Source organism: Nostoc sp. LEGE 12454 (assembly GCF_056620565.1).
On record NZ_JBWQXL010000006.1, the window covers coordinates 43,733 to 66,488 of the forward strand.

Sequence of the window (22,756 nt, forward strand, 5' to 3'; positions counted from 1 at the left end):
AAGTTTTGCAATTGTGACAAATTGTTGCTAGTAAAGGCGCACTTACTAGTTCAAATATCTACTAGCTATGGCGATCGCATATTTCTACTTTCACGCAGAATTGAATCATTTTTTACCACGCCATCACAAACAGGTGAGAATATCTCATGTGTTTGAGGAGAAAGCCTCAATTAAGGACATGATTGAGTCCTTGGGTGTCCCTCATCCAGAGGTGGATTCTATAAATGTTAATGGTGAATATGTAAATTTTTCTTACATAGTTTCCGATGGAGACACTATCAATGTTTATCCAATTTCAGCTAGGAATTTTATTATACCAAGCGTTTCTGTTCTGCCAAAACCTCTCAGTATTATCCGCTTCGTTTTAGATATTCATTTGGGGAAGCTGGCGACATCTTTACGACTTTTAGGTTTTGATACTTTATACCGCAATGACTACGAGGACGAAAAATTAGCCCAAATATCCTATACTCAAGCGCGGATTCTCTTGACTCGTGATAAAGGTCTATTGATGCGTAGTTTGGTAACGCATGGGTATTACGTTAGAAACACTAACCCTGAACAACAAATTTTAGAAGTACTGCAACGCTTCGACTTGTTTGAATTAATCTCACCATTTAAACGGTGTTTGCGTTGCAATGGATTATTAGAATCTGTAGATAAGCAATCCATTATTGAACAAGTGCCAGAAAAGGTGCGATCGCAGATTGATGAATTCCAGCGTTGCCAAGACTGCGATCGCATTTATTGGAAAGGTTCACATTATGAACGATTGCAACAGTTTATTGATGGAGTACTCAACTCACAAAGAAATGAGTAACTATTTACCCAGCTGAAATATTCCCACTGATTATTTGACTACCCCCGATTCTGGGATCTTCATCTTCACGATTCAAATCGTCAGGAGTGGGATTTTGCTTACTCTGTCCGCTAACTTCTTCTGGTTCAATGGGATCTGCCTCTTGAGCTTTATCAACATCAAGAGAGCGAGGAGGTTCTTTAGCATGAGAGAAATCGATAAGTGGATCGGGTTGCTCAGTAGTCATGAGTTGCTAAATAATAGTGTAGTTTTTCTAGTGTTAAATGTATCTTTAGTGCAAACATCTTTCTTCAGAAAGAAACTACATGTGTGATGGTGTAATAAAAGGTGAGTGAATGACATTAATTTTAGCTCTCGATTTTGGCGGAACAAAGCTGGCGGCAGCAACAGTTAATATCGGTTCGAGAAAGTGGTTGCGTTATGAACGTCGTCTCTCGCCAGCGAATGCAGATGCTAGTACTGACTTGGAAATAATGCGATCGCTCATTTACTCGCTGCTAGAAGACGCAAAACCTGCTGCGATCGGTGTCAGCTTTGGCGGCCCGGTTGATGCTTTCACGGGAACGGTGCGACTATCTCATCATGTGGCTGGATGGGAAAATATTCCTCTCAAAGCGTTGTTGGAGGAGGAGTTTGGTATTCCTGTTGGTGTAGATAATGATGCCAATATTGCTGCTTTGGCTGAACACCGTTTTGGTGCTGGTCAAGGATACGATAGCCTGTTTTATATTACTGTCAGCACTGGCGTGGGTGGTGGTTGGATACTCAACGGACAGCCTTGGCGGGGTGCTGGTGGGATGGCTGGTGAAATTGGACATATCGTTGTAGATCCTGCTGGGCCACTTTGTTTGTGTGGGAAGCGGGGATGTGTGGAACGTTTGGCTTCGGGGCCTTATATGGCGCAAAATGTTAGGGAAATTTTGGAGAACGAACCGCCAAGTCGCCAAGTACGCCAAGGAGGAGAGGTGTTGAGGGGTTTGGTGGGGAATAATTTAACGTTGCTGACGGGGCAGTTGGTAAGTGAAGCGGCGGCGACTGGAGATGATTTGGCGAAGGAAGTATTGCACAAGGCTGCTTGGGCGCTGGGTGTGGGTATTGGCAATGTGGCGAACTTGATGAATCCGCAGCGCTTTGTGTTGGGAGGTGGTGTGACGAAGGCGGGGGAGGATTTTTGGCGGGTGGTGCGTCAGGTGGCGCGGGAGACGGCTTTACCGGAGGTTGATTTTGAAATTGTGCCGGCAACGTTGGGGGATGATGCGCCTTTGTGGGGGGGTGTGGCGATCGCTTCTATGACAATCCCGAATTTGTAAATGAGTGACGTGTGGAATGCATAAGTGCAAACAGAACTGGGTAGAGGATGTAAATTTAGGCGAATAAATCTTAATACTCAGGTTAAAGATGGAATGGTAAGTTTTTTACAGCTTATCTATCGATAGGTACTAGACAAAAATTTCCAAGTAGCATTTTTTCCTGCTTCCAGAGACGAGAAAGATTTCGCCGCCGTAGTATTTCTTACGGTAGAAAACATTCTATTCTCATTTCTCAGCTCCCTCCCCTCCTTTGAGTAATGATAAAGACTCTACGCTCCCTTCTTTCCTACGCAGCTTTAGCTACTATTGTTTTAGTAGCTGTAGTCACAACCCAGTTAGGAACTACGCAGAAAATTGTGGCTGCCGAATCTACCAGGAGCTTGTACGTCTACGTATCTCCCACGGGAAGCAATACCGAAGGCGATGGATCGCTAGGCAAGCCATTGAAGACATTGGCCTATGCAGCAAAACAAGTTCAACCGAATCAAAACTACACGATTTATTTGAACCCAGGCGTCTACAGGGAAACGGAAGCGACGGTACTTCCACAGGGAGTAAATATCGAGGGAGCAGGTGAATCAAGCGTGACTATCACTAGCAACGGTGCTATTCCTGCTCCAGGAGTAAATACTGGCAGCAGTGACTGGAGTCTTTGGCATCATGGAAGCATTATTCAGCTTGTCTCGCCTAGCTACTCCGGCTCGAACCCTCGGTATGGGTCTCCTTCGGAGATGATTGAAGCGACAGACGGCAATCAGACGTTAGGCGGCTTCACCATAGATGGAAACGGCAAAACCATCAAAGCCGACATCTGGGTAGAAAATCGTAACAATGTGACTACGCATAATGTCACGTTCAAAAACTTCCAGCACAGTGGTGCAGTTTTTACCCGTGGCAACATGTGGTGGTACGTCCCGCTTCCAGAGGAAAAGTGGATGAAAAACACAACGATACATGATTGCACATTTATCAACTCCGCGGCGGATGGAGTATCGGGAGCATCTACCGGGAACTTGAGACTTGGAGGGCTAGATGGCGCTGACATCTACAACATTACTATCCGAGAAAATAAAGGATACGGCATAAAGTTCATGCATGTAGGTCATATCCGTAACGTGAAGATTCACGATTGCGACATCCAGGTTCCAGAAGTAGATTCCCAGTGGAGCGAGGATGCTTCCATTGAACTTTGGAATTTGAGTTATGGAAACGAAATCTACAATGTTACCTGTAATACATGGTTATCGATGGTCAATCATTCAATCATGAATGAATACCAGCCGACAGCTACACACCCAAGCAATCTCAAGATACGAAACTTACGAATAAAAGATATTGACGGACACAGTGTTAAGGAGTCAATCGAAGTTGCCTTGAGCGGAGTCGAGATATCCAACTCTTACTTTCAGGATAAGGGCTTCGGTATTGCGATTTGGGGAGGGAAAGCATGGGGCGGAAGTATAGAAAATCACGACATCAATATCCACAATAATATTTTCGCAAATGTCGCTCGTAAAGTTCAATTTGGTTTCGGGAACAGTGCTGCCGTCTTCATTCCCGATTCAGCTTCCAACATCAAGATTCACAACAACGTGTTCGATAACTTAGGGAATAGCCTACAGATAAACTCCGCAGACAAGATATCGATCAAAAATAATGTGTTCTTGAACTCTCAAGGAGACGATGTGCAAGGAGGTAAGAACATTGCTTTCACTAATAATCTCCGCAGAAATACAAACCCAGCAAAGCCAACTTGGCAAATCCAATTCGCGGTTAATGCGACAAACATCCAGGGAGATCCAAGATTTACAGGCACGGGCGATCGTTGGAACTCCTACTATAAGCCAGCTTCGCCACGCAGTCTTGTGGTAGATAGAGGAACTGATGTCGGACTTCCTTACTCCGGTTCGGCACCTGACATCGCTCGATGGGAGTGGTAAGGAACGTTCGCTTCTATAACAATCCCAAATTTGTAAATGAGTGAGGGTGGAGTGTATAAGTGCAAACAGAATTGGTTATTTTTGACTGTGATGGGGTGTTAGTAGACAGCGAAGGATTAGGCAATCGCGTTCTTGTGGAATTTGTCGCTGAGTTTGGACTTGCAATGAAACTTGAAGAAGCCATTTTGTTATTTAAGGGTTGCAAAATGGCTGATTGTGTTGCTGTCATTGAGCAAAGACTTGGGAAAAAGATGCCGCAAGATTTTGTAACTCAGCTTCGTACCCGTACTGCTGAAGCATTCGAGCGTGAACTACGTCCTGTAGAAGGAATAGAAGCAGCTTTAGACAAGATTAACTTACCTATTTGCGTTGCTTCTAGTGGCCCACCGGAAAAAATTAAGTTAGCTTTGCGTGTAACTAACCTACTACCTCGATTTGAAGGACGTATCTTTAGCTCATATCAAATTGGAAGTTGGAAGCCAGCACCTGACTTATTCTTATATGCAGCTAAAAATATGGGATTTCCAGCTGCATCTTGCACTGTTGTAGAAGATAGTGTTTTGGGTGTGCGTGCAGGTGTTGCCGCTGGGATGAGAGTTTTAGGTTACACCGAGCAAAGTGAGGCTAATCTACTTGAGGGATTTGGAGCGCGTGTCTTTTACTCTATGTACCAACTGCCTTCTTTGTTGTCGCACCATTAAACTTATAATTATGAGTCTGATATAAAAATTAATACTCTGAGAAGATATTAAAGTATTTCTTTCATTTAAACCTGCTATTACTGTTGAATGCCTTGACGAAACTCTTTAATCGCTTTCAAGGGAGACGATAACAAAACACAACGATTGAGCAGGGATAAATCTAATTCTGCTAATAGCTCACTTTTAACAACTTTCTCATATTCTTGTTCTCGTAAGCAGTAGACTTCAATTGTGCCATCTTCCCAAAACCAAACTTCCGGGACTCCCATTAATTTGTACTTCTGTGACTTTATGGGACTACCGCTAGTAATGACTACTTCAATACAGAGGTCTGGTATAGGTTTGTCCGTTCCAAAGCAATAAGATAAGTCAGCTTGATATTCTACTATCTCAGGAATAACCTGGCGAAAACTCCCACTGGGAAAAAATTCAATACCCTGTTCCACAAAATACTGTCCCAAGAGCAAACCAATTAAACACTTAATCGCCTCATGCGGCTTACCAATACTCACAATTTCTAAAATTCCCTCACAATAAAACAACCGCACCCCTGGTACATTTTCAAAGCTAGCTTGAATCGCTTTAAACTTTTTCCAACTTAACCCATGTCGAAAGAAGCGTTGTTCTTCTGGTAAGTTAACAGCATTTTTTAACGTTTGAGTCATAATATTTGTACTCTCTCAGTTAATAGTCACAATATTTATCTCATTTCCATTTTAAGTCAAAACCAAATTATCCCGATGAATCACGGTTTCTGCACCGGCATAACCTAAAATTGTGGAAATTTCCCGCGAATGACGCCCACAAATCTTTTGCAGTTCATTGCTGTTGTAATTGACAAGTCCTCTGGCAATTTCATTACCGTTGGTGTCACACAATTGCACGGCATCCTGTGTGTCAAACTCTCCTTCTACTAGCTTAATTCCAGCTGCTAATAAGGATTTTCCTGCTAGAGAAATTGCCGCGATCGCACCTTCATCTAAATACAATTTCCCCGCAGGTACAAGTCCGTAAGCTATCCAACGTTTACGCGCCGAAGTTGGTTCGGGTTGCGGTTCAAAATGCGTCCCTATCAATTCACCTTGGATAATTTTTTCGATATTCCGGGGAAATCGCCCTTGGGTAATTACGGTACGTACTCCCGCCGTAATGGCAATCCTGGCAGCCGAAATTTTTGTCGCCATGCCGCCAGTACCCCACTGGGAACCTAGGGAACTTGTTTGTATTTGTAATTCTGTTAATTCTTTAATGCTACTAACTAAAGCGATCGGCCGCGCATCTGGCACGGAACGCGGATCTGCTGAGTACAACCGATCGACATCGGTAAGCAAAAATAGCCAATCTGCTTCTACTAGGCTGGCAACCAATGCTGAAAGGGTATCATTATCACCAAATTTTAGTTCGTCTATTGCTACGGTATCATTTTCATTAACTATGGGGATCACTCCCAATCCCAGTAGTTCCTTAAAAGTGTTGTAGGCGTTAAGATAGCGGCTGCGCTGTACCAAGTCACTGCGTGTTAATAATACTTGAGCGATCGCTTGTTGCAGAGTAGTAAATAAATCATCATATATCCGAATTAACCTGCCTTGTCCAACTGCTGCTACAGCCTGTTTGAGTGCGATCGCTTTAGGACGTTCAGTTAAACCCAACCGCGCGCAACCCACGCCTACAGCGCCAGAAGAAACCAAAATCACCCGATGTCCTTGGCGTCTTAAATTGCAGAGTGTTTCCGCTAAGGTAGCAATGGTAGAAAGTGCTAATTGTCCCGTTTCTGGTTGAGTTAGGCTGGAAGTACCGATTTTGACAACAATTGTTAGTGGCATCTAAAAAGTGAGGAGTTAGGAGTGAGGAGTTAGGAGTTAAATTTAATTCATAACTCATAACTTCTAACTCCTAACTCAATTTGTAAAGCGCCAATCCCTCTATAGTGAAGGTTGACGCTTTACGGAAGTATATTTACTTAGTATGAGTTAGGGTCTTTTTTGGCTGACCCCTTGTTATTAATACTTATGATCCCCGATTTTTTTGTTCCAGTAAGATTCCTTAATCATTTCTTTAGATTTACTTTCCTGACGATTTCTCAACTTTTGTGAATCTTGGTTTTCTTAGGGGTAATAGAGGCTCCCAGAATTTCAGATATCCAAACTTCAAAGTTGCGGACGGGATGAGAGCGCAGAGCCTCGTCAGCATGAACAATCGGTTCGACTAAAATGGTAAACATTCCCAAACGATTACCAGCTAAAACATCGGTAAACAAGCGATCGCCTACCATCCCCACTTGATGCACTGGTAAATCCATTCCCCTCAGTGCCGCTCTAATTTTGCGTCGGGAAGGCTTGGCTGCACCTAAGTAGTAAGGTAAGTTGAGCGATCGCGCAATTCCACCAATTCGCGCTTCACTCAGGTTGTTACTCACCAAGCACAGTGCAGTACAGGTACGGATTTGCTCTACCCACTCTCGTAGTTCTGGGGAAGCTATTCCAACTGTAAAAGGTACTAAAGTTTCATCTACATCCAATACCAGCCCTTTAAGCCCGTATTTTTGGATAATATCTGGTGTTAGGTTCAACACTGAACCCTCTAAAATCAAGTCAGGCTGTAAAAGATTGTTCCAGACCATAGTCAACAGTCAAATGTAGATAGCAAAGACAAATGAGCATAACCTAATATAGTTTAGTTAGTCGAACTCTATCCTGGAATGTCTCCCTGAACATTTTGAGATAAAATCCCTAAAATCTTATCTATTTCTTTGATGTAATAATTACTCAAATCAATAAATATATCGTTTTCTTCTAACTTCAAAAACTTCCAAATATCCCCTGTTGTTACCGCACCATAAATTTTTCTAATTTCATTTCCTTCTTGTTGATTAAACAATTGGGCTGCCAACATTGCGGCTGCACATTGACCTAATCCACCTTTAATATTTTCATTTTTGGCTTCAATAATAACCACCACTGGCACATTAATTGTTAGCTGTTCTTTAGAACGACTGATGATAAATTCACAGTATCCATTCAGACCTTTTTCTGCATCTACATTAAAATCTGTTCCCGAAAATAAGCTAATTGGATAACTCGCTCTGCGTCTTATCTCCAACAATATCGGAGTGACAATCATTTCTGAACGAGCTTTTTCAGTATTAATTGCTAAAGCCAGTTCTGTAGTTTCTTCTAAAGAATTTTTGAGTTTCTCACTTGCCTGTAGAGGTTGTATGTCAGCACATAAATCAGTTTCTTCATCAATGCGGATGCTGAATGACTTTTTAAATTTACTTAATGTAAAATCGCTATAAGCCATTTTCAGCACCTCATACCAATTTTAGATTTAGATAATGGAATTGAAAATCACGACCAAAATGCTTGTCCAGAATCTTAAACAATACTAATTGTCCCAATTTAGTGTCAAGGTTTTATAGCTTCCACGTTTAATGGGACATGATAAAAGGTTTAGGTAGATTTTGATTACAATGAAAATTCCCAATTAAAAATTCAAAATGAAAATGTTACATTTTGAATTTTTAATCTTATTCCACTTCATTAAAAAGATGTTCTTCTAACAGAGGTTGCACTTTACGAAACTCCTCTGGAGAAAGTAATTCTGGCTCACCTGTTTTTGTTATCCGTGCAAAAAACAACAGTGGATCTAGGGGTGTATAAATTGCATACTCCTGATCTTCATCATAGAAGCTAGCGAGTAGCTGTAATTGTTCTGGCTCTAAATCTTCCCCTTCGTCTTCGATTTCTAAGGTGAAGAGTTCTGATTCTTCAACTGGCGGTAAATCACCTGCAACAGTCAGAGCATAAGCTGTGTTCTTCAATATCAGGTTCTGTTCAGATAGTACAGCTTGGGCATTAGCAAAAATTTGCTCAATAATGGCGTCATCTTCTACCAGAACCGCTTCTTCTTCCTCACCGTCACCTTCCCAAGAAAAAATTTCTACAGGTGAGTCTACAGGAAGAAGCAAAACGTATTCTTGCTCATCAACCTCAAGGCGATGCTCTATATAACAGTCGAGCGATCGCCCTTTGTCATCGGTTAAAGTGATGGAACCCTCATGAGCGTTATCATTTTCTTCAGGAAATGGAGAGGAAAACATAGCCGAAATGTAGAAATTTAATAAATACCAGCAAATTTGAAAATCGCTTAACTATAAGTTAATGACATATTATTATGTCAAGCAAATAGCTTTATACGTAGTTACAACTGCTGGCTAATCGTTTTCAGAATATCATGTTAAAAGGTATCAATACTCAATAGCCGCAACTGAACTGCGGTAGTTGGCACGCTTAATATCCAGCCATTGTTGCAAAATTAAAGCCGCTGCCTTGCGATCAATTAAACCTTTATGGCGTGATGGGGAGCGGTTTTCAGCTATCAGCAGTTGCTCTGCTTGAAATGAAGTTAACCGCTCATCCATATATTCCACAGGCAAGTTTAGTGCTTTAGCAAGTCTTTTAGTAAATTTTTGAACTTGACGAGCCTGAAATCCTAGCGAGCCATCCATTGAATAAGGTAAGCCCATAACTAGAACTTGCACCTCACGTTCATTAACTATTTGTCGGATTTGCTCGACATCTTGGTCAAAAGATGTACGCTCAATTGTAGTGATACCCGTGGCAATTAAACCCGTGCGATCGCACCCAGCCACACCAATCCGCTTGCGACCAAAATCTAGCCCCAAGGCTGAAATAAACGGTTTTGGTTGCTCTTGGGATATCACATTAATTCTCCTGCTGTCCATCTGCTGATTCAGTAATCGGCGGTGTTTCTATGCTAGGGTTTTTTACCGAAAAGTTAATCGGTTCTGGCTTGCTTGGCAGAGGTTTATCTGATGATGGCAACTTTCCTGGTTGTATCCATGACATCCCACCTGGTATAGGTTTACGAGTTGGTTGTAAACCTTGCAGCATATCAGTCCATTGGATTCCTTCTAAGGAGACGAATTTCGACTCTCGTAGCTTGTGCCACACAGAGCGAGACATCACTAATGTATGTTCTATGCGTTTTGCCCCAATTCGCTCCAAATATTCTTCTCGCTCTGCCTGATAGTCTGAGGAGGCTAGTTGTAACCCTTGCTGGGGAAAATCTTGGGCAATACGAGCCAGTTGAGATAGTAATTCTGGATAAAGCCAGGTGTAAGCAGGATGAACTGTCAGCGTTGCAGCATGGGGAACTTCACCCTTGCGATCGAGTTGCACCTGAAAATAGCCGATCGCAGCTTTGCGTTGCGGTTCAAATACGTAACCACTGACTACTTCTGTTTTGGTCAGCCATTGCTTCACTGCATCAGTTAAAGCGCCGAACAAGCTGGTTTTAAAGTCGCGGGTATTGCGGTCGAAAACCTGACGCACCAAAGGTGGCATTGATGCCGTATCTAGTTGATATAGCAACTGGGCATCAGCATTACTTATAGGCAACAGGTTGGGCAAGTCTGGCTCTGCTTGTGCCAATTCAGCCAGTAATTCTGGCCCAATTTCCCAGTATGTCATTTCTGCTAGACGCTGGAATCCATTTTGTCGATATAATGCCAGCGCCTCTATGTCATTAATATTAACTTCCAGTAACCAAGTTCGAGCTTCCAGAATCGATTCAAAGCAATGACGCAAAAGTTGCGAACCAATTCCTTGTTTATCGACACCACGCTCTAGCAACACTCGATCGATCCGCCAAGTGCTACGTGTGCGGTTAAAGGGTGACACTTGAATCATTCCTAAAAGTATCCGCCCTTGCTCTGCAACAAAAGCACAAAGGCGATACTGTAGTGGATTAGGAAACCAACTTAAAAATTTGAGTAATCCATACCAACGACGCAGCCTTTGCATCTGGCTGATGGCAAAACCTGCTCCCTTCGGAGTAAGGGCTGCGAATGACTCTTGAGTTATGCGCTCAATTCCGTCCAGATCCCGATATTGGACTGGTCGGATAATAACGCTGAGGTTTCTGGGAAGTAATGAAGTCATTTTTATTCGAGCCGCCATTTAGCCTTAACTAACTGCTCTTCAAAGGAAGGAACTGCTGCAATAATCTTAACTAGTTTCTGCTCTCTACTATTGTGCCAAAAGGGTGATTTTAGTAACTTAATACTTAAAAAGCAGAAAAAGCAGACCTTGTGAGAACACCATTGGCATTGACCCAACAACATCTGCCCTTATTTTATTTGAATTTTGATTAAAATTTGTATATATTTTATAACCCTTGCCGAGAAACTAGCTTTTCAAAGTGGGCTTGGGTTTGATGGAGTAATTGGTGGCGACTATCTACCAGTGTTTGCTTCAGGGTTGGAACAAGATTACGAGCTTGCAGAGTCATGTGAAGTTGCAGGTTGGCAACATATTCACTGAAATCTTGATTCATTTCATCTGCGCCCGCATCCGTTAATAAATTTGATTCCATTGCCACTGTGTTCTCCTGTGTTAATCCTGTGCTGTCTCTCTTCATGACCAAAAACTATCACGTTGTTTGGACTAACTTCTTAATTTGCAATGAAGTTTAACGCTTCTTAGGGATAGCGTGTCCCTTAAAATCTTAAACCAACGCCTCCTTGTACGGAGATAGCTGTACCACTGCTATCTCGGTAGGCATCAAAAGCAATAATGGCATTGCCAAAAAGGACAGTATTGCTATTTGGGATCATATAATCAATGCCCGGTTGTAAAGCAAAACTAATTTTGTCGCCCACAGGAGAAGAACCACCACCAGCCAACACTAATCCAGCGCCCAGGTAGGCATCAGCTTGCCAGTTGAGGGGGAAATCGTAAGAAACCGTTGGTACAACAGCCGTATTATTACCAATTAACACTTGAGTGCGGAGTGAAATTGGTGCTTCCAGAAGCTTGTAGCGCCCCGCGATTACTCCCCCAAATTGGATACCATCGGTAAAACCAACAGTGGGGCCGATACCAATATAACTGCCATAAGCTACTTGAGCTTGTGCTGGTTTCGTACTAACCAGACTCAAGACCAGGCCAGCCCCCAAAACTGAAACCAAAGATGGAATATACTTCATAACCAACTCCTCACACCAATTTGTCATTAGTCATTAGTCATTAGTCATTGGGCATTGGGCACTTGTACTGAGCGAAGTCGAAGTATTGGGCATTGGTTATTCTCCTTTTCCCCTTGTCTCTTCATCCTCCCCTGCTCCCTGCTCCCTGCCCCTGTTCACTCTCTCATTCTACGGGCAACGGGGATGAATGCCTCCTTGAGTACAAATGTATGCTAATTGCTTGGCATCTAAATTTTTGGCTTGAGAAAAATCAACCCCTTGGACTACGGCAGATACTGAGCCTAAATCTGGAGTTTGGACAAATTGATCTGCTGGATCTTGTTTGCTTGGAGCGAGAATTGCTCCTTTAAAATCTGCTCCAGCAACATTTGCCCCTCGTAAATCTGCAAGGCTCAGGTCAGCATTTTGCAAGTTAACGTTTTCCATTTGGGCAGAACGTAAAACAGCACCAGTTAAACGAGTAGCGCTAAAGTTAGCATTGCTGAGATTAGCACGATCCAAATAGGCTCCTGATAAATCTGCCCCTTGCCAATCAGTGTTAGTTAAGTTGGCAAAAGATAATTGCGTGCCGATCGCAGTGGCGCGACCTAAACGCGCTGCATACAGATTGGCTTCGTTCAATTTGGCATCGCCTAAATCTGCCCCAGTCAAGCTGGCTTTTTCCAAAACTGCGTTTCGCAGATCGGCTCCTACTAGTTGGGTGCTGTTGAGTTTAGCATCATACAGACGCGCATTGGATAAGTTGGCTCTGTTAAGAGTGGCGCGACTCAAATCGATCCGGTTCATCAAGACGCGACTGAGGTTAGCATCAGTGAGATTGGCTTGCTGCAACTGAGCTTGGCTTAAATCAGCCATTACATCGTCGTAGGTATCCCAGCGTCCATCTTCACCCACGCCCCGGAAGCGGGTACCCTTAAAGCTGGCTTGGTTAAGATTTGCAGATTTAAACTTAACTCCTGATAAATCAAGATTGTCCAGTACTAAGTTGAAGTAAGAACTTCCTGAAGTACCGCTTTGACCTAATTGGGTTCTACTAAGGTCAACACCCTCGATTTTACCGCTGTAAACAGAGAGAATCTTGTTAATTGTCCGCTGGTTTCTTTGTAGCCGCCCTTGGCGTAATTCCCGCTCTTTGGTTGCAGTGCTACCCACAGATTCCAGTTCGCTGACCAAAAACTGATTCTTATTTTTGAGTTCCGGGATGGCTTGGGGCCCAACAGTTGTCAAAGCTTGTTGAATTGTATCCAGAAGGCTGGGGTCAGTTTCGCTAACTAATAAATCCGCCAGAAATTTAATTGATTGTGGGTCGTTAAGACCACCCATAGCCAGAATTGCACTTTGACGTTGCTCATTAGTCGCCCCAGAGTTGGGAGTCAATTGTTTGACGAGTTCGAGGAATTGTTGGCTGTTGATTTGCTTGGTTGCTCGCTGGGATTGTTGAATTTGGATATAAACTTGAGTGCCGATTAAAGTTGCCAGCACAGCAGTCATACTCGTCAGTCCTACCCCAAACAAAGTCAGATTGGGATTTTGCTGTATTCGCCGCCACAAATTAGCTGACTGGCTGGTTTCGACTGCCGCAAATTCTTCATCTTCCCGTTCTTCTTCTGCTCGATCGTTACCGTCAGCAGACTGAGCTTGTCTGTTGCTAGCTAAGATTGCATCGATTGTATAAGTACCTGCGAGTCGATCGTGGAGTGCGCGACGCCCCCGACGTGACGGTAAGCCAATCCCTTCACCCACAATCATTAATAAAGACAAAAATGTGAATAATCCTAAATTAGGAAAAGCAAAGCTGTAGCGCCACAGCAAATAGGCGATGGAAATGGGTACAGTCCAACGCCCAACGCCTTCTCTAATTACAACTGCCCCCAGTCCGGGCGGCTTCCCTTGCTCGTTGACAACCCGCACATTTAACCAACGTTTCCCAATTGTGCTACCAGTCTTAGCTAATAAATACAATTGCCACCAAGAGAGAGTTACAGGCGCTAACAAGGCGATTGTCCACAAAATATTAGTCGGCCATGCAACGTTACGGATGCCATAGCTCACAGGTAGAGCTAAAGGTCTGGCGATCGCTCTTTCTGTGACTACCAGCACAGGGTTAAGCGGCACTCGGTTCAGATCGCTTCTAGAATTGGCATAGACACCAATGCCAAAGGGAATCAACCCACTAGTCACCACTAGTGTGATTTCAGCCGCCCAAGCAGCAAAACGCCTACTTCCTAGCAGCAGCGAATTGGCTCTTTCCGATTTTTTTGACTGACCAGATTGATTACTAGTTCTTCTGACAATTGGTGACGTCATCGTATAAATTCCTTTGATATTATTTCTACGCCGCGATCGGCACAATTAAAATAGACTAAGCTCGTCAGCAAAAAGAAAAGCATATTGAAATAGGATTTAGGAGTTATGCAGCAGAATTCAGGAGTCTGAATGGGCTGCGCTAACAGAAATAAAATAGGCTTTATACCTAGTTTTGACACTTAGCTTGTCTACTTCAACTTCCTTGAAATCCTCTGTAAGTCAGAAGCCGTTTTTATTTCGGCTCCTAACTTTCATAACGCCGGGCAGAGTGCATAGTAAATGCATATCAACTTATTGCTTACGTTGAAAGCTACCAGACACAAAAAATTTGTATCCAACATACACTAACACTGCCAAAAGTGCCAGACTGATTACAGATGCAACTAGTTTAAACACTGCTTGCAGTATCGCCAAGCCTACTAGCACCGTCACACCTGAAACTATCAGCTTTTTCACACCAGATAAGCTATTGAACCAAATCTGAAATCGCTCTAGTTGCAAGTTGAAGTTGGCAAAAACAGACTGAGGCGTTTGTTTTTGTTCTTGTGAAACCACCCCTGGCGGGGAATTAATCTCTGCCTCTAGCTTATTGAGGCGACGCTGTAAGTCTTCTTCTGGTTGAGGATTCATCAATCTTTCCTACCTCATTAGCATACTTATTCAACAATAGACCAACCAAATTCTATTTTTGGTGGTTGTCTTAGTGATTTTAGCTAATGTTTGTGGGTGCAAGACCTTTCAGACATCAATTCTAGAGGCGTTGCAATGCAACGTCTCTACATACACCTATCAAATCTTCACAAATAATCATTAACTGACTAGTATTACTTTATACGGCAGCTTTCGGAACCAAGAGTGATTGCTGTCGTCTATATAAATCGGACTGTATAACAATATTGCTCTAAAAAAATCTGGAGCATTAATTAAAATGAAGACTCTTAGGCTGCTTGCAATTATTCCCACAACTTTGGCGATGAGTTTGGCTTTCACTGAGGCTAATTTGGCACAGACACCAACAATCCAAATTAATCGAAATTCCCAACCCGATCCATTGATTTTAAATGGGAAATCTGGGGGAACTGTCAAAAGTAATTGTGGCAATATTACTACTGAACCTAGCCAAGTTATCCAAGTAACAGAGTCACTACCTTATTTACGATTAACAGTAGAGAGTCAAGGAAAGCCAACACTGCTGATCGACGGGCCTGGGGGGCGTTTTTGTGTACTAGCAGATAGTTACTCTGGAGGTAAGTCAGAACTGTCTGGTTATTGGCAGGCAGGAAAATATTCTCTGTATGTGGGCGAACTATCCCCGCAACAGTATACTTACAACCTCTCAATCTCGCAAAAAAATAAATAGTCATTAGTCATTTATGCTTTGCTAATGACTAACGATCCTGGACTATTCTTCCAGTGATTTGGCTGGAACTTCGACAGCAGTGACATCAATTGTGCCTTCTGGTGTAAAGCGCTGAAAATGACTATTTTGTACTAACAGCAACTCTTTACAGTTAGGACATTGCAACTGACTGTTATTTAAACCTGTAAATTCATATCCACAGACGGGACATCGATCGGCAACCAAGTTGCGTTGCAGCCACCAACGAAAGCCAAAAAAAGCCACAATAGGTGCCAACAACAGTAACCCGAAAATAATTAGCAATGAATTAACTAACCAACCCAAGCCCACTGATGCCAGCAGCCAAACAACTGCTAGCAAGGTGAGCCAAGGGCGGAGATTTAAAAGATTCAATTGAAATGACTTAAAGCTCATTTTTAATAAATTTTGTCCTGCTCTCCTTCTAGGATAGCGATTTTAGTCATTGGTCATTGGTCATTGGTCATTTGTCATTTGGACTCAAATGGACTTTATTACTGAGGATAGCAGCATTTTTTGTAAGTGCTGTTGAAAGGCATTGATGCCAAACAGAGCGATCGCCTGTTCTCGCAGCCACTTTCCATCACATCGCGGGTCATCCCCTTGAAGCATTTCTATACAAGCTGCTGCTACAGCATCAGGATTGCGGTGTGGTACTCGCCATCCCAGTTTACCATCCTGCAAGGGGTCAGCGGAACCATCGTCGTCACCGGATAATACAGGTACTCCACAAGCCATTGCTTCTAGATAAACTATGCCAAAGCCTTCTTGCGAAGGCATAATATAGGCGTCAGCAAGGCGATAATGTTCCATTAATTCTTCTGTGGCAACGAAACCAGCAAATACAACGCGATCGCTCACACCTAAATTTTCTGCAAGTTTAGCTAATCGCGGTTGGTCATCGCCGCGACCAATTACCAAATATTTCACTTCTGGGAAAACTTCAGCGATTTGTGGTAACGCCCGAATGGTGACATCTACACCTTTGTAAATGTCTCCTGACCATAACCGCGCTACTGTCATTAACACTTTCGCACCAGTTAAGCCATACTTCTGGACTAATTCTGGTTGTTTGGAACCAGGAGTAAATTTATCCGTATCAATGGCACAAGGCATCATCTGTACCATTTTTGGGTTTAGACTATTGGCAACACAAGCGCGATCGCGGCTGTAGCGACTAATTGTCCAAATTCTCTCTGCTGATGTCAGGGCGCGACGTTCCTGATTTTTCAACGGTTCCCAGACTTCTTTGCCGTAAGTTAGCACGGTGTAAGGAATCCCCAAGGGCTGGCAAAGTGTTTGGATTAATACTGCTAAGTTAATGTGACCGCAGAAAACCTGCTGCGGACGGCTCTGCAATAGACATTTCAGTAAAGCTGCTGCCATTTGCAATCTTCCCAAATAGGGAGACTGATTTTTAAAGTAATGAAATTTTAAGTTCTCGTCTTCAAACGGATTTAAGCTATCAGCACTATCTCGCAGTAAAAAAACTTCTGCTTTACAGTCTTGGCTCAATCCCAGATAGGCGCGAAAAATATCTTTTATATAGGATTGAATACCACCTTCGTGAGCAAAAATTTCTAAAAAGACGAAGACATGGTTAGTTTTTTTGTTAACTTTATCACCTAAATTCAGGTTTTCTGTCACTGTAGTGATTTGCATCTTAGATTATTTACACTCGCGGTAAGGGCGCGAGCGCACCGCTTTTTAACCGCTCTAAATCTGTTTTTACCATGTTTTCTAAAAGTTCCTCAAAGCTTACTTGGGGTTCCCAGCCGAGTTTTCTTTTAGCTTTACTGGGGTTAGCTACTAGTTGAAAATGCTCATCTTGTCGCAACAAGCTAGTATTTAAAACTACATGCTGCTTCCAATCCAAGCCGACTGACTCAAAGGCTGTGGCAACTAAATCTCTTACACTGTGTAGTTTACCAGTGCCAATCACATATTCTTCTGGCTCATCAACTTGTAACATCAGCCACATTGCCTCTACATAATCACCTGCAAAACCCCAATCACGTTTGGCATCCAGATTACCCATTTCTAAGGTGTCAGTTAAACCCAATTTAATTGATGCAGCCGCTAAAGAAACTTTGCGTGTGACAAACTGAGGTGCGCGTAGAGGAGACTCGTGATTATATAAAATTCCGCTACAGGCAAATAGTCCATAGCGCTGTCTATGATGCACCATCGTCCAGTGAGCGTGCATTTTAGCCGCAGCATAAGGATTTTTGGGACGAAAAGCGGTTTCCTCATCTTGAGGCGAGAGGAATACATCGCCAAACATTTCTGAACTGCTGGCTTGATAAAATCTGGTAGACAAACCAACTTTTTGTACTGCTTCCAAGAGCCTAGTAGCTGTACCAGTTATTAAATCCAGAGTTCCCAATGGGTCGTTCCAGGAGTCGGGTACAAAACTGGGAGCCGCCAAATTGTAAATCTCTTGGGGACGCAGTTGTTCAACTGCGGTCAACAGTGCCGTATTATCCCTCAAGTCAACCGTAAAAATTTCTACCTGATTTGCCAGTATTCCCAGTTTTGTTAAATTAGGCTGTCGATGTGGGGGTACTAATCCGACAACTCGATAACCGCGGTTGAGGAGCAAATGGCTGAGATAGTAGCCATCTTGACCAGTAATTCCTGTAATTAGGGCTGTTTTAGTCATAATATTTTGTCCCCTATTCTGTCTATCTCTTTAATCAGGAAATGGCACTTGTTAGAGAACAAACATTAAGACTCTCAACACTGCTGACAAATCTTAACAAGGGAGCTAGTGTAGCTCGAATGCTATTTTTACTATATTTACTAGTTCTTTTTATACAAAAATTTTACTTAAAGTTTTACAAAAAAATCATAATAATGATAAGCAATTTCACATAAAAAATATATTTCTCCAATTTAAATAATATTGAAAAAGGAGTATACTTTTATCAATCAAATAGCCATGTATTTTAGCAAAAACCACTTCTGTTTGAAAGTGTGTAGCTCAACTTTGGGCAAAATCTTCGTTAGCTTGGTGACGGTTATATGAGAAGTTTTATTTATTTGACTCCTAAGTACAAGAGAGTATTGTAGAGAAGAAAAGCCCTCGTTTTTTGTCGAGACTCCTTCCCTACGCTCCACTCCCCTCACAAGCCAAAATTGACATCAGAATTATTCTTTCCTTTAGCCTTGACTATTTCACTGTTACTTTTGTGCTTCTACAGAGTATTTGACAATGAGCAGGCAATTTCTACCATCCGCACCACGTTCGTATACAACCCGATCGGCCAACCGCCGGAGGAGAAACCACCCATACCCACCTACTTGCAGAGTACCTGGGGCTGGCTCTGCGATCGCATCAGGATTGAAAGGTTTTCCATAATCCCAAATTCTAATCTCTAGTCGGTCAATCCACAGATAAACGTTAATTTCAATGATTGTTTCTGGGGGTAAAGCATGATGAGCGTGACGAACAGCGTTAGTAAAGCCTTCTGCTAATGCTAAATTGAGGCGATCGAGTTGGGTTTTTGACCAGCCAAGTTGAGACAAGTGTTGCAGACAAAATTGCTCAAACCATTCTTGCACCTGGTTTAAGAGCCTGAGTTCGCTCTTAACCGTCAGATGGTCTTGCTGCACTATACTAAGCATTAACGGTGAGTTGAATATAAGTAAACCCAAGTTGCTAGTTATTAAATTCTGCACTATTCGCAAAATTTCTCTGACATAAAAAAATCTAAATTGACATATTCTATGTACCAAAATACAAAATATGAATGATTTTGGCATTCTCAGGGTTGTAACTAGCAACTTACGTTAAGTAAGTAAGAAATGTTTGTATTTGTTTTTTGATGATTTGAGATTTTGGAATAGCTTTTCCATCCAAAACTTCAAATCCTAGATGCAATCTAAACTCTTGAAGAAGAATTTAGAATTCAGAAGGAAATCAGTGAGAGATACACTGCGGGATCTTGCTACAGATCCAACACTATCTTGTTGACCACTAAAAAAAGCATATTTAGTGGGGAACTTAAACCCATTTATGCAGACACTATCTATAAGACGCTATGCATAACTTGCTTTCCCGTAAGAGACACGGACTCGCTTTGCTGGCGTTATCCACTTTTTAGTTCACAATTTAATTCTGAGTTCTGGCTTCTGACTTCTGAATTCTTTCCTGTTAAAATTGACGCCTGTTGATTGCTTTCAAAAGCACATCTGCATCTGCTCTTGAAACTCACAGGCGTCAAAGCACTTTGTAGTGACTAATTTAGAATAGTCCCAAGGTCAAAGATTTATCCAATGGCAAAGCAGCACCAATACCTAGCCACACGGTGACAAGAGTACCAACAAGGAATACTGTGGTTGCAACTGGACGGCGGAAGGGGTTTTGGAACTTATTCACGTTCTCAATAAAGGGAACGAGGATTAGCCCTACTGGTACGGAACCCATTGCTAACACTCCTAAAAGTTTGTTAGGAAGCGATCGCAAAATTTGGAAGACTGGATATAAGTACCACTCTGGCAAAATTTCCAATGGTGTGGCGAAAGGATTTGCTGGTTCACCCGTCATTGCCGGATCTAGCACGGCTAGAGCCACAATCGCAGCGAAGGAACCCATGATCACGATTGGAAAGACGTAAAGTAAGTCATTAGGCCAAGCGGGTTCACCATAGTAGTTGTGACCCATGCCTTTAGCGAGTTTGGCTCTTAACTGAGGATCGCTCAGGTCAGGTTTTTTTTGTGTTGACATTTTGAAATGTGCTCTCCTGCTTAAGTTAAATTAAAGCATTTATGAAAGCTATCAGCTACTAGGCAACCAACAGGCGGGAAACAGCGTTTCTATATCTACAGTTATCCGGTCTGAAGTTTTCTATAGCTTGAGGCTTCAGATACAAGTATTTGTTTTTTGGAACTTATGTGCAATTAATTTCTTGTGTTTCATAAGTTTAAAACAAACCACTCGATCTGAAAACTAACAAATGTTGCCTTTCGCTAATAGCTGAGATTACAAAGGCCCGGAAATGCCTTGCTTGCGGATCATCAAGAAGTGAAACAGCATGAATACTGCAATTAACCAAGGCAGTACAAATGTGTGTGCGCTGTAGTAACGAGTTAGTGTTGCTTGACCAACACTGGAACCGCCGCGCAATAGGTCGGAAATCAGAACTCCAACTACGGGAATTGCTTCTGGTACGCCGCTAACAATTTTCACAGCCCAGTAGCCAACTTGATCCCAAGGTAGAGAATAGCCGGTAACTCCAAAGGAAACTGTAATCACAGCCAGGATGACACCACTTATCCAGGTCAGTTCGCGGGGCTTTTTGAAACCACCAGTCAGATAAACCCGGAAGGTGTGCAAAATCATCATCAATACCATCATGCTGGCAGACCAGCGATGGATGGAGCGAATTAGCCAACCGAAGTTTACTTCATTCATGATGTACTCCACTGAGGAGAAGGCTTCAGTGACTGTTGGCCTGTAGTAGAACGTCATGGCAAATCCAGTAGCAAACTGGATGAGAAAGCAAACCAAGGTAATTCCACCCAGGCAGTAAAAGATATTGACGTGGGGAGGGACGTACTTGCTAGTAACGTCTTCGGCAAGTGCCTGAATCTCCAGGCGTTCCTCAAACCAGTCGTAAACGTTGGCCATACAATCTCAAGTTCCTAAAAGTCGGTTGCGGTTGATAAATCCCGAAGTTCTGAATCGGCAGAAGCCTTCGCTCAGACTTCTCTCCCAATTAGCAATTTTGGGATTTTAATAAAGGGGAGTTTTTTTTGTTTGCTTTTCAGCTTTCAGTGTGCTAAGAGACTTCAGAAACTTTACACTCTGTAAAGATGGAATATATTGCGATCTCTTTACGCCCCTACACACAAAATGGTGGACACAAAGTAGATTTTATCCTTTGGTGAGTGGATACGATGCATCAGTTGACTGAACAACTTGATGAGAAAAATGCACCACTTCTATAAAAAAAGTAACATAATCGAGAGATAGATTTCATCAACAACAGAGGAAGTGGGCATTATCTAGACAATTTGGGTTGAGGTGGAATTGATAATGGGGTTCATGAATAAACAAGTCTTTCGGGTTGGATTTTCATTGTTAATGGCGGTTTGCTTGGCGTTGGGTACGCTCACTCAGCCATCGCTGGCTTTGACTGGAGAACAAAAGCTGGTTTCGGAAGTTTGGCGAATTGTTAATCGTACTTATCTAGATGAGACATTTAATCATCAAAACTGGGCGGCTGTGCGGCAAAAGGTTCTGGAAAAACCACTGCCAGACTCAAATGCCAGTTATGAGGCAATTGGGAAGATGCTCAACAGCCTCGACGATCCTTTTACCCGCTTTTTAGATCCAGAACAGTACCGCAGCTTGCAGGTCAATACTTCTGGGGAACTGACTGGGGTAGGATTGCAAATTGCCTTGAATTCTGAGAATGGGAAGTTGGAAGTAGTGGCTCCTATCGCCGGCTCACCGGCAGATAAAGCGGGGATTCGACCACGCGATCGCATTCTCAAAATTGAAGGCGTTTCCACAGAAAATCTCACCCTTGATGAAGCTGCTACCAAAATGCGCGGGCCGAGTGGCAGCCTTGTGACTCTCGTAATCGAACGGGACGGAGAGGCAGAAACGGAAATTAGACTGACACGCGATCGCATTGCCCTTAACCCTGTGGTTTCAGATTTGCGTGTTTCTGCTGAGGGTACACCCATTGGCTACCTACGTCTGACACAATTTAATGCCAACGCTTCAACGGAATTGGCACACGCTATTTCTAGTCTAGAAAAAAAAGGCGCTGCTGCCTACATTCTAGATTTACGAAATAATCCTGGGGGGTTATTGCAATCAGGAATTGAAATTGCCCGTCTGTGGTTAGACTCTGGCACTATCGTTTACACAGTTAACCGACAAGGCATTCAGGGTAGTTTTGAAGCCTTTGGCCCGGCCCTTACGAAAGATCCTCTGGTGATTTTGGTAAATCAAGGAACTGCCAGCGCCAGTGAGATTCTTGCTGGCGCACTCCAAGATAACGGTCGTGCCCAGTTGGTAGGCGAAACCACCTTTGGCAAAGGCTTAATTCAATCCTTGTTTGAATTATCAGATGGTTCGGGTTTAGCAGTCACAATTGCTAAGTATGAAACTCCTGAACACCGAGATATTAACAAACTAGGTATTAAGCCGGATAAAGTTATTTCTCAACCAGCGATTAACCGCGAACAAATTGGTACCGAAGCGGATCTGCAATATCAAGCTGCTGTGGAACTTTTGAAGAAAAACTCGGTGGTAGCGGAAAAAGCTTGAAAA

At 42.7% G+C, this 22,756-nt stretch carries 24 protein-coding genes; 6 read left to right on the forward strand and 18 right to left on the reverse strand.

Features of this window, described 5'->3' with window-relative positions; genetic code table 11:
• Positions 1-67 precede the first annotated feature (67 nt).
• Positions 68-820 carry a Mut7-C RNAse domain-containing protein gene (locus AC1F2U_RS08315; protein ID WP_480260673.1) on the forward strand — a complete coding sequence of 251 codons (753 nt, stop codon included), beginning with the start codon at positions 68-70 and terminating at the stop codon, positions 818-820.
• A gap of 4 nt (positions 821-824) precedes the next feature.
• On the opposite strand, the gene AC1F2U_RS08320 is transcribed toward AC1F2U_RS08315, so the two are convergent.
• Positions 825-1,046 (reverse strand): hypothetical protein, encoded by a 222-nt coding sequence (locus AC1F2U_RS08320; RefSeq protein ID WP_194045201.1) that lies wholly within the window; start codon positions 1,044-1,046, stop codon positions 825-827.
• A 109-nt stretch (positions 1,047-1,155) separates the two neighbouring features.
• Between AC1F2U_RS08320 and AC1F2U_RS08325 the strand changes: the two genes are divergently transcribed.
• The 3 genes from AC1F2U_RS08325 (at position 1,156) to AC1F2U_RS08335 (ending at position 4,771) form a co-directional block, all read left to right on the forward strand.
• Positions 1,156-2,130 (forward strand): ROK family protein, encoded by a 975-nt coding sequence (locus AC1F2U_RS08325; protein WP_480260674.1) that lies wholly within the window; start codon positions 1,156-1,158, stop codon positions 2,128-2,130.
• A gap of 356 nt (positions 2,131-2,486) precedes the next feature.
• A complete protein-coding gene (locus tag AC1F2U_RS08330) occupies positions 2,487-4,070 on the forward strand; it encodes a right-handed parallel beta-helix repeat-containing protein (RefSeq protein WP_480260675.1) in 1,584 nt (527 codons plus the stop codon).
• A gap of 59 nt (positions 4,071-4,129) precedes the next feature.
• On the forward strand, positions 4,130-4,771 hold the full coding sequence (locus tag AC1F2U_RS08335; RefSeq protein WP_480260676.1) for an HAD family hydrolase: 642 nt from the start codon (positions 4,130-4,132) through the stop codon (positions 4,769-4,771).
• A gap of 77 nt (positions 4,772-4,848) precedes the next feature.
• Here the strand turns inward: AC1F2U_RS08335 and AC1F2U_RS08340 are convergent, their stop codons facing one another.
• From AC1F2U_RS08340 to AC1F2U_RS08390, 11 genes are all read right to left on the reverse strand, one after another.
• Complete coding sequence (locus tag AC1F2U_RS08340) at positions 4,849-5,436, reverse strand: Uma2 family endonuclease (RefSeq protein WP_480260677.1); 588 nt, start codon at positions 5,434-5,436, stop codon at positions 4,849-4,851.
• A gap of 51 nt (positions 5,437-5,487) precedes the next feature.
• Positions 5,488-6,597 carry a glutamate 5-kinase gene (gene proB / locus AC1F2U_RS08345; RefSeq protein ID WP_480260678.1) on the reverse strand — a complete coding sequence of 370 codons (1,110 nt, stop codon included), beginning with the start codon at positions 6,595-6,597 and terminating at the stop codon, positions 5,488-5,490.
• Positions 6,598-6,854: 257 nt separating this feature from the next.
• Positions 6,855-7,394, reverse strand: a complete 540-nt coding sequence (locus AC1F2U_RS08350) for a YqeG family HAD IIIA-type phosphatase (RefSeq protein WP_480260679.1) — start codon at positions 7,392-7,394, stop codon at positions 6,855-6,857.
• A 68-nt stretch (positions 7,395-7,462) separates the two neighbouring features.
• Positions 7,463-8,074 carry a hypothetical protein gene (locus tag AC1F2U_RS08355; RefSeq protein WP_480260680.1) on the reverse strand — a complete coding sequence of 204 codons (612 nt, stop codon included), beginning with the start codon at positions 8,072-8,074 and terminating at the stop codon, positions 7,463-7,465.
• A gap of 226 nt (positions 8,075-8,300) precedes the next feature.
• Positions 8,301-8,873 carry a DUF3727 domain-containing protein gene (locus AC1F2U_RS08360; RefSeq protein WP_480260681.1) on the reverse strand — a complete coding sequence of 191 codons (573 nt, stop codon included), beginning with the start codon at positions 8,871-8,873 and terminating at the stop codon, positions 8,301-8,303.
• 147 nt (positions 8,874-9,020) lie between these two features.
• Positions 9,021-9,497: a Holliday junction resolvase RuvX gene (gene ruvX / locus AC1F2U_RS08365; protein WP_480260682.1), complete on the reverse strand. Its 477-nt coding sequence runs from the start codon at positions 9,495-9,497 to the stop codon at positions 9,021-9,023.
• A gap of 1 nt (position 9,498) precedes the next feature.
• On the reverse strand, positions 9,499-10,755 hold the full coding sequence (locus tag AC1F2U_RS08370; RefSeq protein WP_480260683.1) for an N-acetyltransferase family protein: 1,257 nt from the start codon (positions 10,753-10,755) through the stop codon (positions 9,499-9,501).
• A gap of 208 nt (positions 10,756-10,963) precedes the next feature.
• Positions 10,964-11,170 (reverse strand): hypothetical protein, encoded by a 207-nt coding sequence (locus AC1F2U_RS08375; protein ID WP_104907762.1) that lies wholly within the window; start codon positions 11,168-11,170, stop codon positions 10,964-10,966.
• 124 nt (positions 11,171-11,294) lie between these two features.
• A complete protein-coding gene (locus AC1F2U_RS08380) occupies positions 11,295-11,783 on the reverse strand; it encodes a hypothetical protein (protein WP_194044196.1) in 489 nt (162 codons plus the stop codon).
• 168 nt (positions 11,784-11,951) lie between these two features.
• Positions 11,952-14,090 carry a pentapeptide repeat-containing protein gene (locus AC1F2U_RS08385; RefSeq protein ID WP_335178865.1) on the reverse strand — a complete coding sequence of 713 codons (2,139 nt, stop codon included), beginning with the start codon at positions 14,088-14,090 and terminating at the stop codon, positions 11,952-11,954.
• Between the two features lie 291 nt (positions 14,091-14,381).
• Complete coding sequence (locus AC1F2U_RS08390; protein WP_480260684.1) at positions 14,382-14,720, reverse strand: hypothetical protein; 339 nt, start codon at positions 14,718-14,720, stop codon at positions 14,382-14,384.
• Positions 14,721-15,018: 298 nt separating this feature from the next.
• Here AC1F2U_RS08390 and AC1F2U_RS08395 point away from each other — a divergent pair, with 298 nt between their 5' ends.
• The gene (locus AC1F2U_RS08395) at positions 15,019-15,450 is read left to right on the forward strand and encodes a hypothetical protein (protein WP_480260685.1); all 432 of its coding nucleotides are present in this window, start codon (positions 15,019-15,021) and stop codon (positions 15,448-15,450) included.
• Positions 15,451-15,492: 42 nt separating this feature from the next.
• Here the strand turns inward: AC1F2U_RS08395 and AC1F2U_RS08400 are convergent, their stop codons facing one another.
• The 6 genes from AC1F2U_RS08400 to petB all read right to left on the reverse strand — a co-directional run bounded on the left by AC1F2U_RS08400 (position 15,493) and on the right by petB (position 21,100).
• Positions 15,493-15,864, reverse strand: coding sequence for a hypothetical protein (locus AC1F2U_RS08400; protein ID WP_480260686.1), 372 nt, complete (start codon positions 15,862-15,864; stop codon positions 15,493-15,495).
• 84 nt (positions 15,865-15,948) lie between these two features.
• Positions 15,949-17,130 carry a glycosyltransferase gene (locus AC1F2U_RS08405; RefSeq protein ID WP_480260687.1) on the reverse strand — a complete coding sequence of 394 codons (1,182 nt, stop codon included), beginning with the start codon at positions 17,128-17,130 and terminating at the stop codon, positions 15,949-15,951.
• A 10-nt stretch (positions 17,131-17,140) separates the two neighbouring features.
• Positions 17,141-18,130: a GDP-mannose 4,6-dehydratase gene (locus AC1F2U_RS08410; protein ID WP_480260688.1), complete on the reverse strand. Its 990-nt coding sequence runs from the start codon at positions 18,128-18,130 to the stop codon at positions 17,141-17,143.
• A 521-nt stretch (positions 18,131-18,651) separates the two neighbouring features.
• Positions 18,652-19,095 carry an ATP-binding protein gene (locus AC1F2U_RS08415; protein WP_292739730.1) on the reverse strand — a complete coding sequence of 148 codons (444 nt, stop codon included), beginning with the start codon at positions 19,093-19,095 and terminating at the stop codon, positions 18,652-18,654.
• Positions 19,096-19,714: 619 nt separating this feature from the next.
• Positions 19,715-20,197, reverse strand: coding sequence for a cytochrome b6-f complex subunit IV (gene petD / locus AC1F2U_RS08420; protein WP_181930359.1), 483 nt, complete (start codon positions 20,195-20,197; stop codon positions 19,715-19,717).
• A 255-nt stretch (positions 20,198-20,452) separates the two neighbouring features.
• Positions 20,453-21,100 carry a cytochrome b6 gene (petB, locus tag AC1F2U_RS08425; protein WP_099102529.1) on the reverse strand — a complete coding sequence of 216 codons (648 nt, stop codon included), beginning with the start codon at positions 21,098-21,100 and terminating at the stop codon, positions 20,453-20,455.
• A gap of 408 nt (positions 21,101-21,508) precedes the next feature.
• Here petB and ctpA point away from each other — a divergent pair, with 408 nt between their 5' ends.
• The gene (ctpA, locus tag AC1F2U_RS08430; protein ID WP_480260689.1) at positions 21,509-22,753 is read left to right on the forward strand and encodes a carboxyl-terminal processing protease CtpA; all 1,245 of its coding nucleotides are present in this window, start codon (positions 21,509-21,511) and stop codon (positions 22,751-22,753) included.
• Positions 22,754-22,756: the final 3 nt, after the last annotated feature.

Coding starts and splice junctions, on each gene's coding strand:
- AC1F2U_RS08315 (WP_480260673.1), top strand. CDS start 68: ATGGCGATCGCATATTTCTACTTTCACGCAGAATTGAATCATTTTTTA.
- AC1F2U_RS08320 (WP_194045201.1), bottom strand. CDS start 1,046: ATGACTACTGAGCAACCCGATCCACTTATCGATTTCTCTCATGCTAAA.
- AC1F2U_RS08325 (WP_480260674.1), top strand. CDS start 1,156: ATGACATTAATTTTAGCTCTCGATTTTGGCGGAACAAAGCTGGCGGCA.
- AC1F2U_RS08340 (WP_480260677.1), bottom strand. CDS start 5,436: ATGACTCAAACGTTAAAAAATGCTGTTAACTTACCAGAAGAACAACGC.
- proB (WP_480260678.1), bottom strand. CDS start 6,597: ATGCCACTAACAATTGTTGTCAAAATCGGTACTTCCAGCCTAACTCAA.
- AC1F2U_RS08350 (WP_480260679.1), bottom strand. CDS start 7,394: ATGGTCTGGAACAATCTTTTACAGCCTGACTTGATTTTAGAGGGTTCA.
- AC1F2U_RS08355 (WP_480260680.1), bottom strand. CDS start 8,074: ATGGCTTATAGCGATTTTACATTAAGTAAATTTAAAAAGTCATTCAGC.
- AC1F2U_RS08360 (WP_480260681.1), bottom strand. CDS start 8,873: ATGTTTTCCTCTCCATTTCCTGAAGAAAATGATAACGCTCATGAGGGT.
- AC1F2U_RS08370 (WP_480260683.1), bottom strand. CDS start 10,755: ATGGCGGCTCGAATAAAAATGACTTCATTACTTCCCAGAAACCTCAGC.
- AC1F2U_RS08375 (WP_104907762.1), bottom strand. CDS start 11,170: ATGGAATCAAATTTATTAACGGATGCGGGCGCAGATGAAATGAATCAA.
- AC1F2U_RS08380 (WP_194044196.1), bottom strand. CDS start 11,783: ATGAAGTATATTCCATCTTTGGTTTCAGTTTTGGGGGCTGGCCTGGTC.
- AC1F2U_RS08385 (WP_335178865.1), bottom strand. CDS start 14,090: ATGACGTCACCAATTGTCAGAAGAACTAGTAATCAATCTGGTCAGTCA.
- AC1F2U_RS08390 (WP_480260684.1), bottom strand. CDS start 14,720: ATGAATCCTCAACCAGAAGAAGACTTACAGCGTCGCCTCAATAAGCTA.
- AC1F2U_RS08395 (WP_480260685.1), top strand. CDS start 15,019: ATGAAGACTCTTAGGCTGCTTGCAATTATTCCCACAACTTTGGCGATG.
- AC1F2U_RS08400 (WP_480260686.1), bottom strand. CDS start 15,864: ATGAGCTTTAAGTCATTTCAATTGAATCTTTTAAATCTCCGCCCTTGG.
- AC1F2U_RS08405 (WP_480260687.1), bottom strand. CDS start 17,130: ATGCAAATCACTACAGTGACAGAAAACCTGAATTTAGGTGATAAAGTT.
- AC1F2U_RS08410 (WP_480260688.1), bottom strand. CDS start 18,130: ATGACTAAAACAGCCCTAATTACAGGAATTACTGGTCAAGATGGCTAC.
- AC1F2U_RS08415 (WP_292739730.1), bottom strand. CDS start 19,095: ATGCTTAGTATAGTGCAGCAAGACCATCTGACGGTTAAGAGCGAACTC.
- petD (WP_181930359.1), bottom strand. CDS start 20,197: ATGTCAACACAAAAAAAACCTGACCTGAGCGATCCTCAGTTAAGAGCC.
- petB (WP_099102529.1), bottom strand. CDS start 21,100: ATGGCCAACGTTTACGACTGGTTTGAGGAACGCCTGGAGATTCAGGCA.
- ctpA (WP_480260689.1), top strand. CDS start 21,509: ATGGGGTTCATGAATAAACAAGTCTTTCGGGTTGGATTTTCATTGTTA.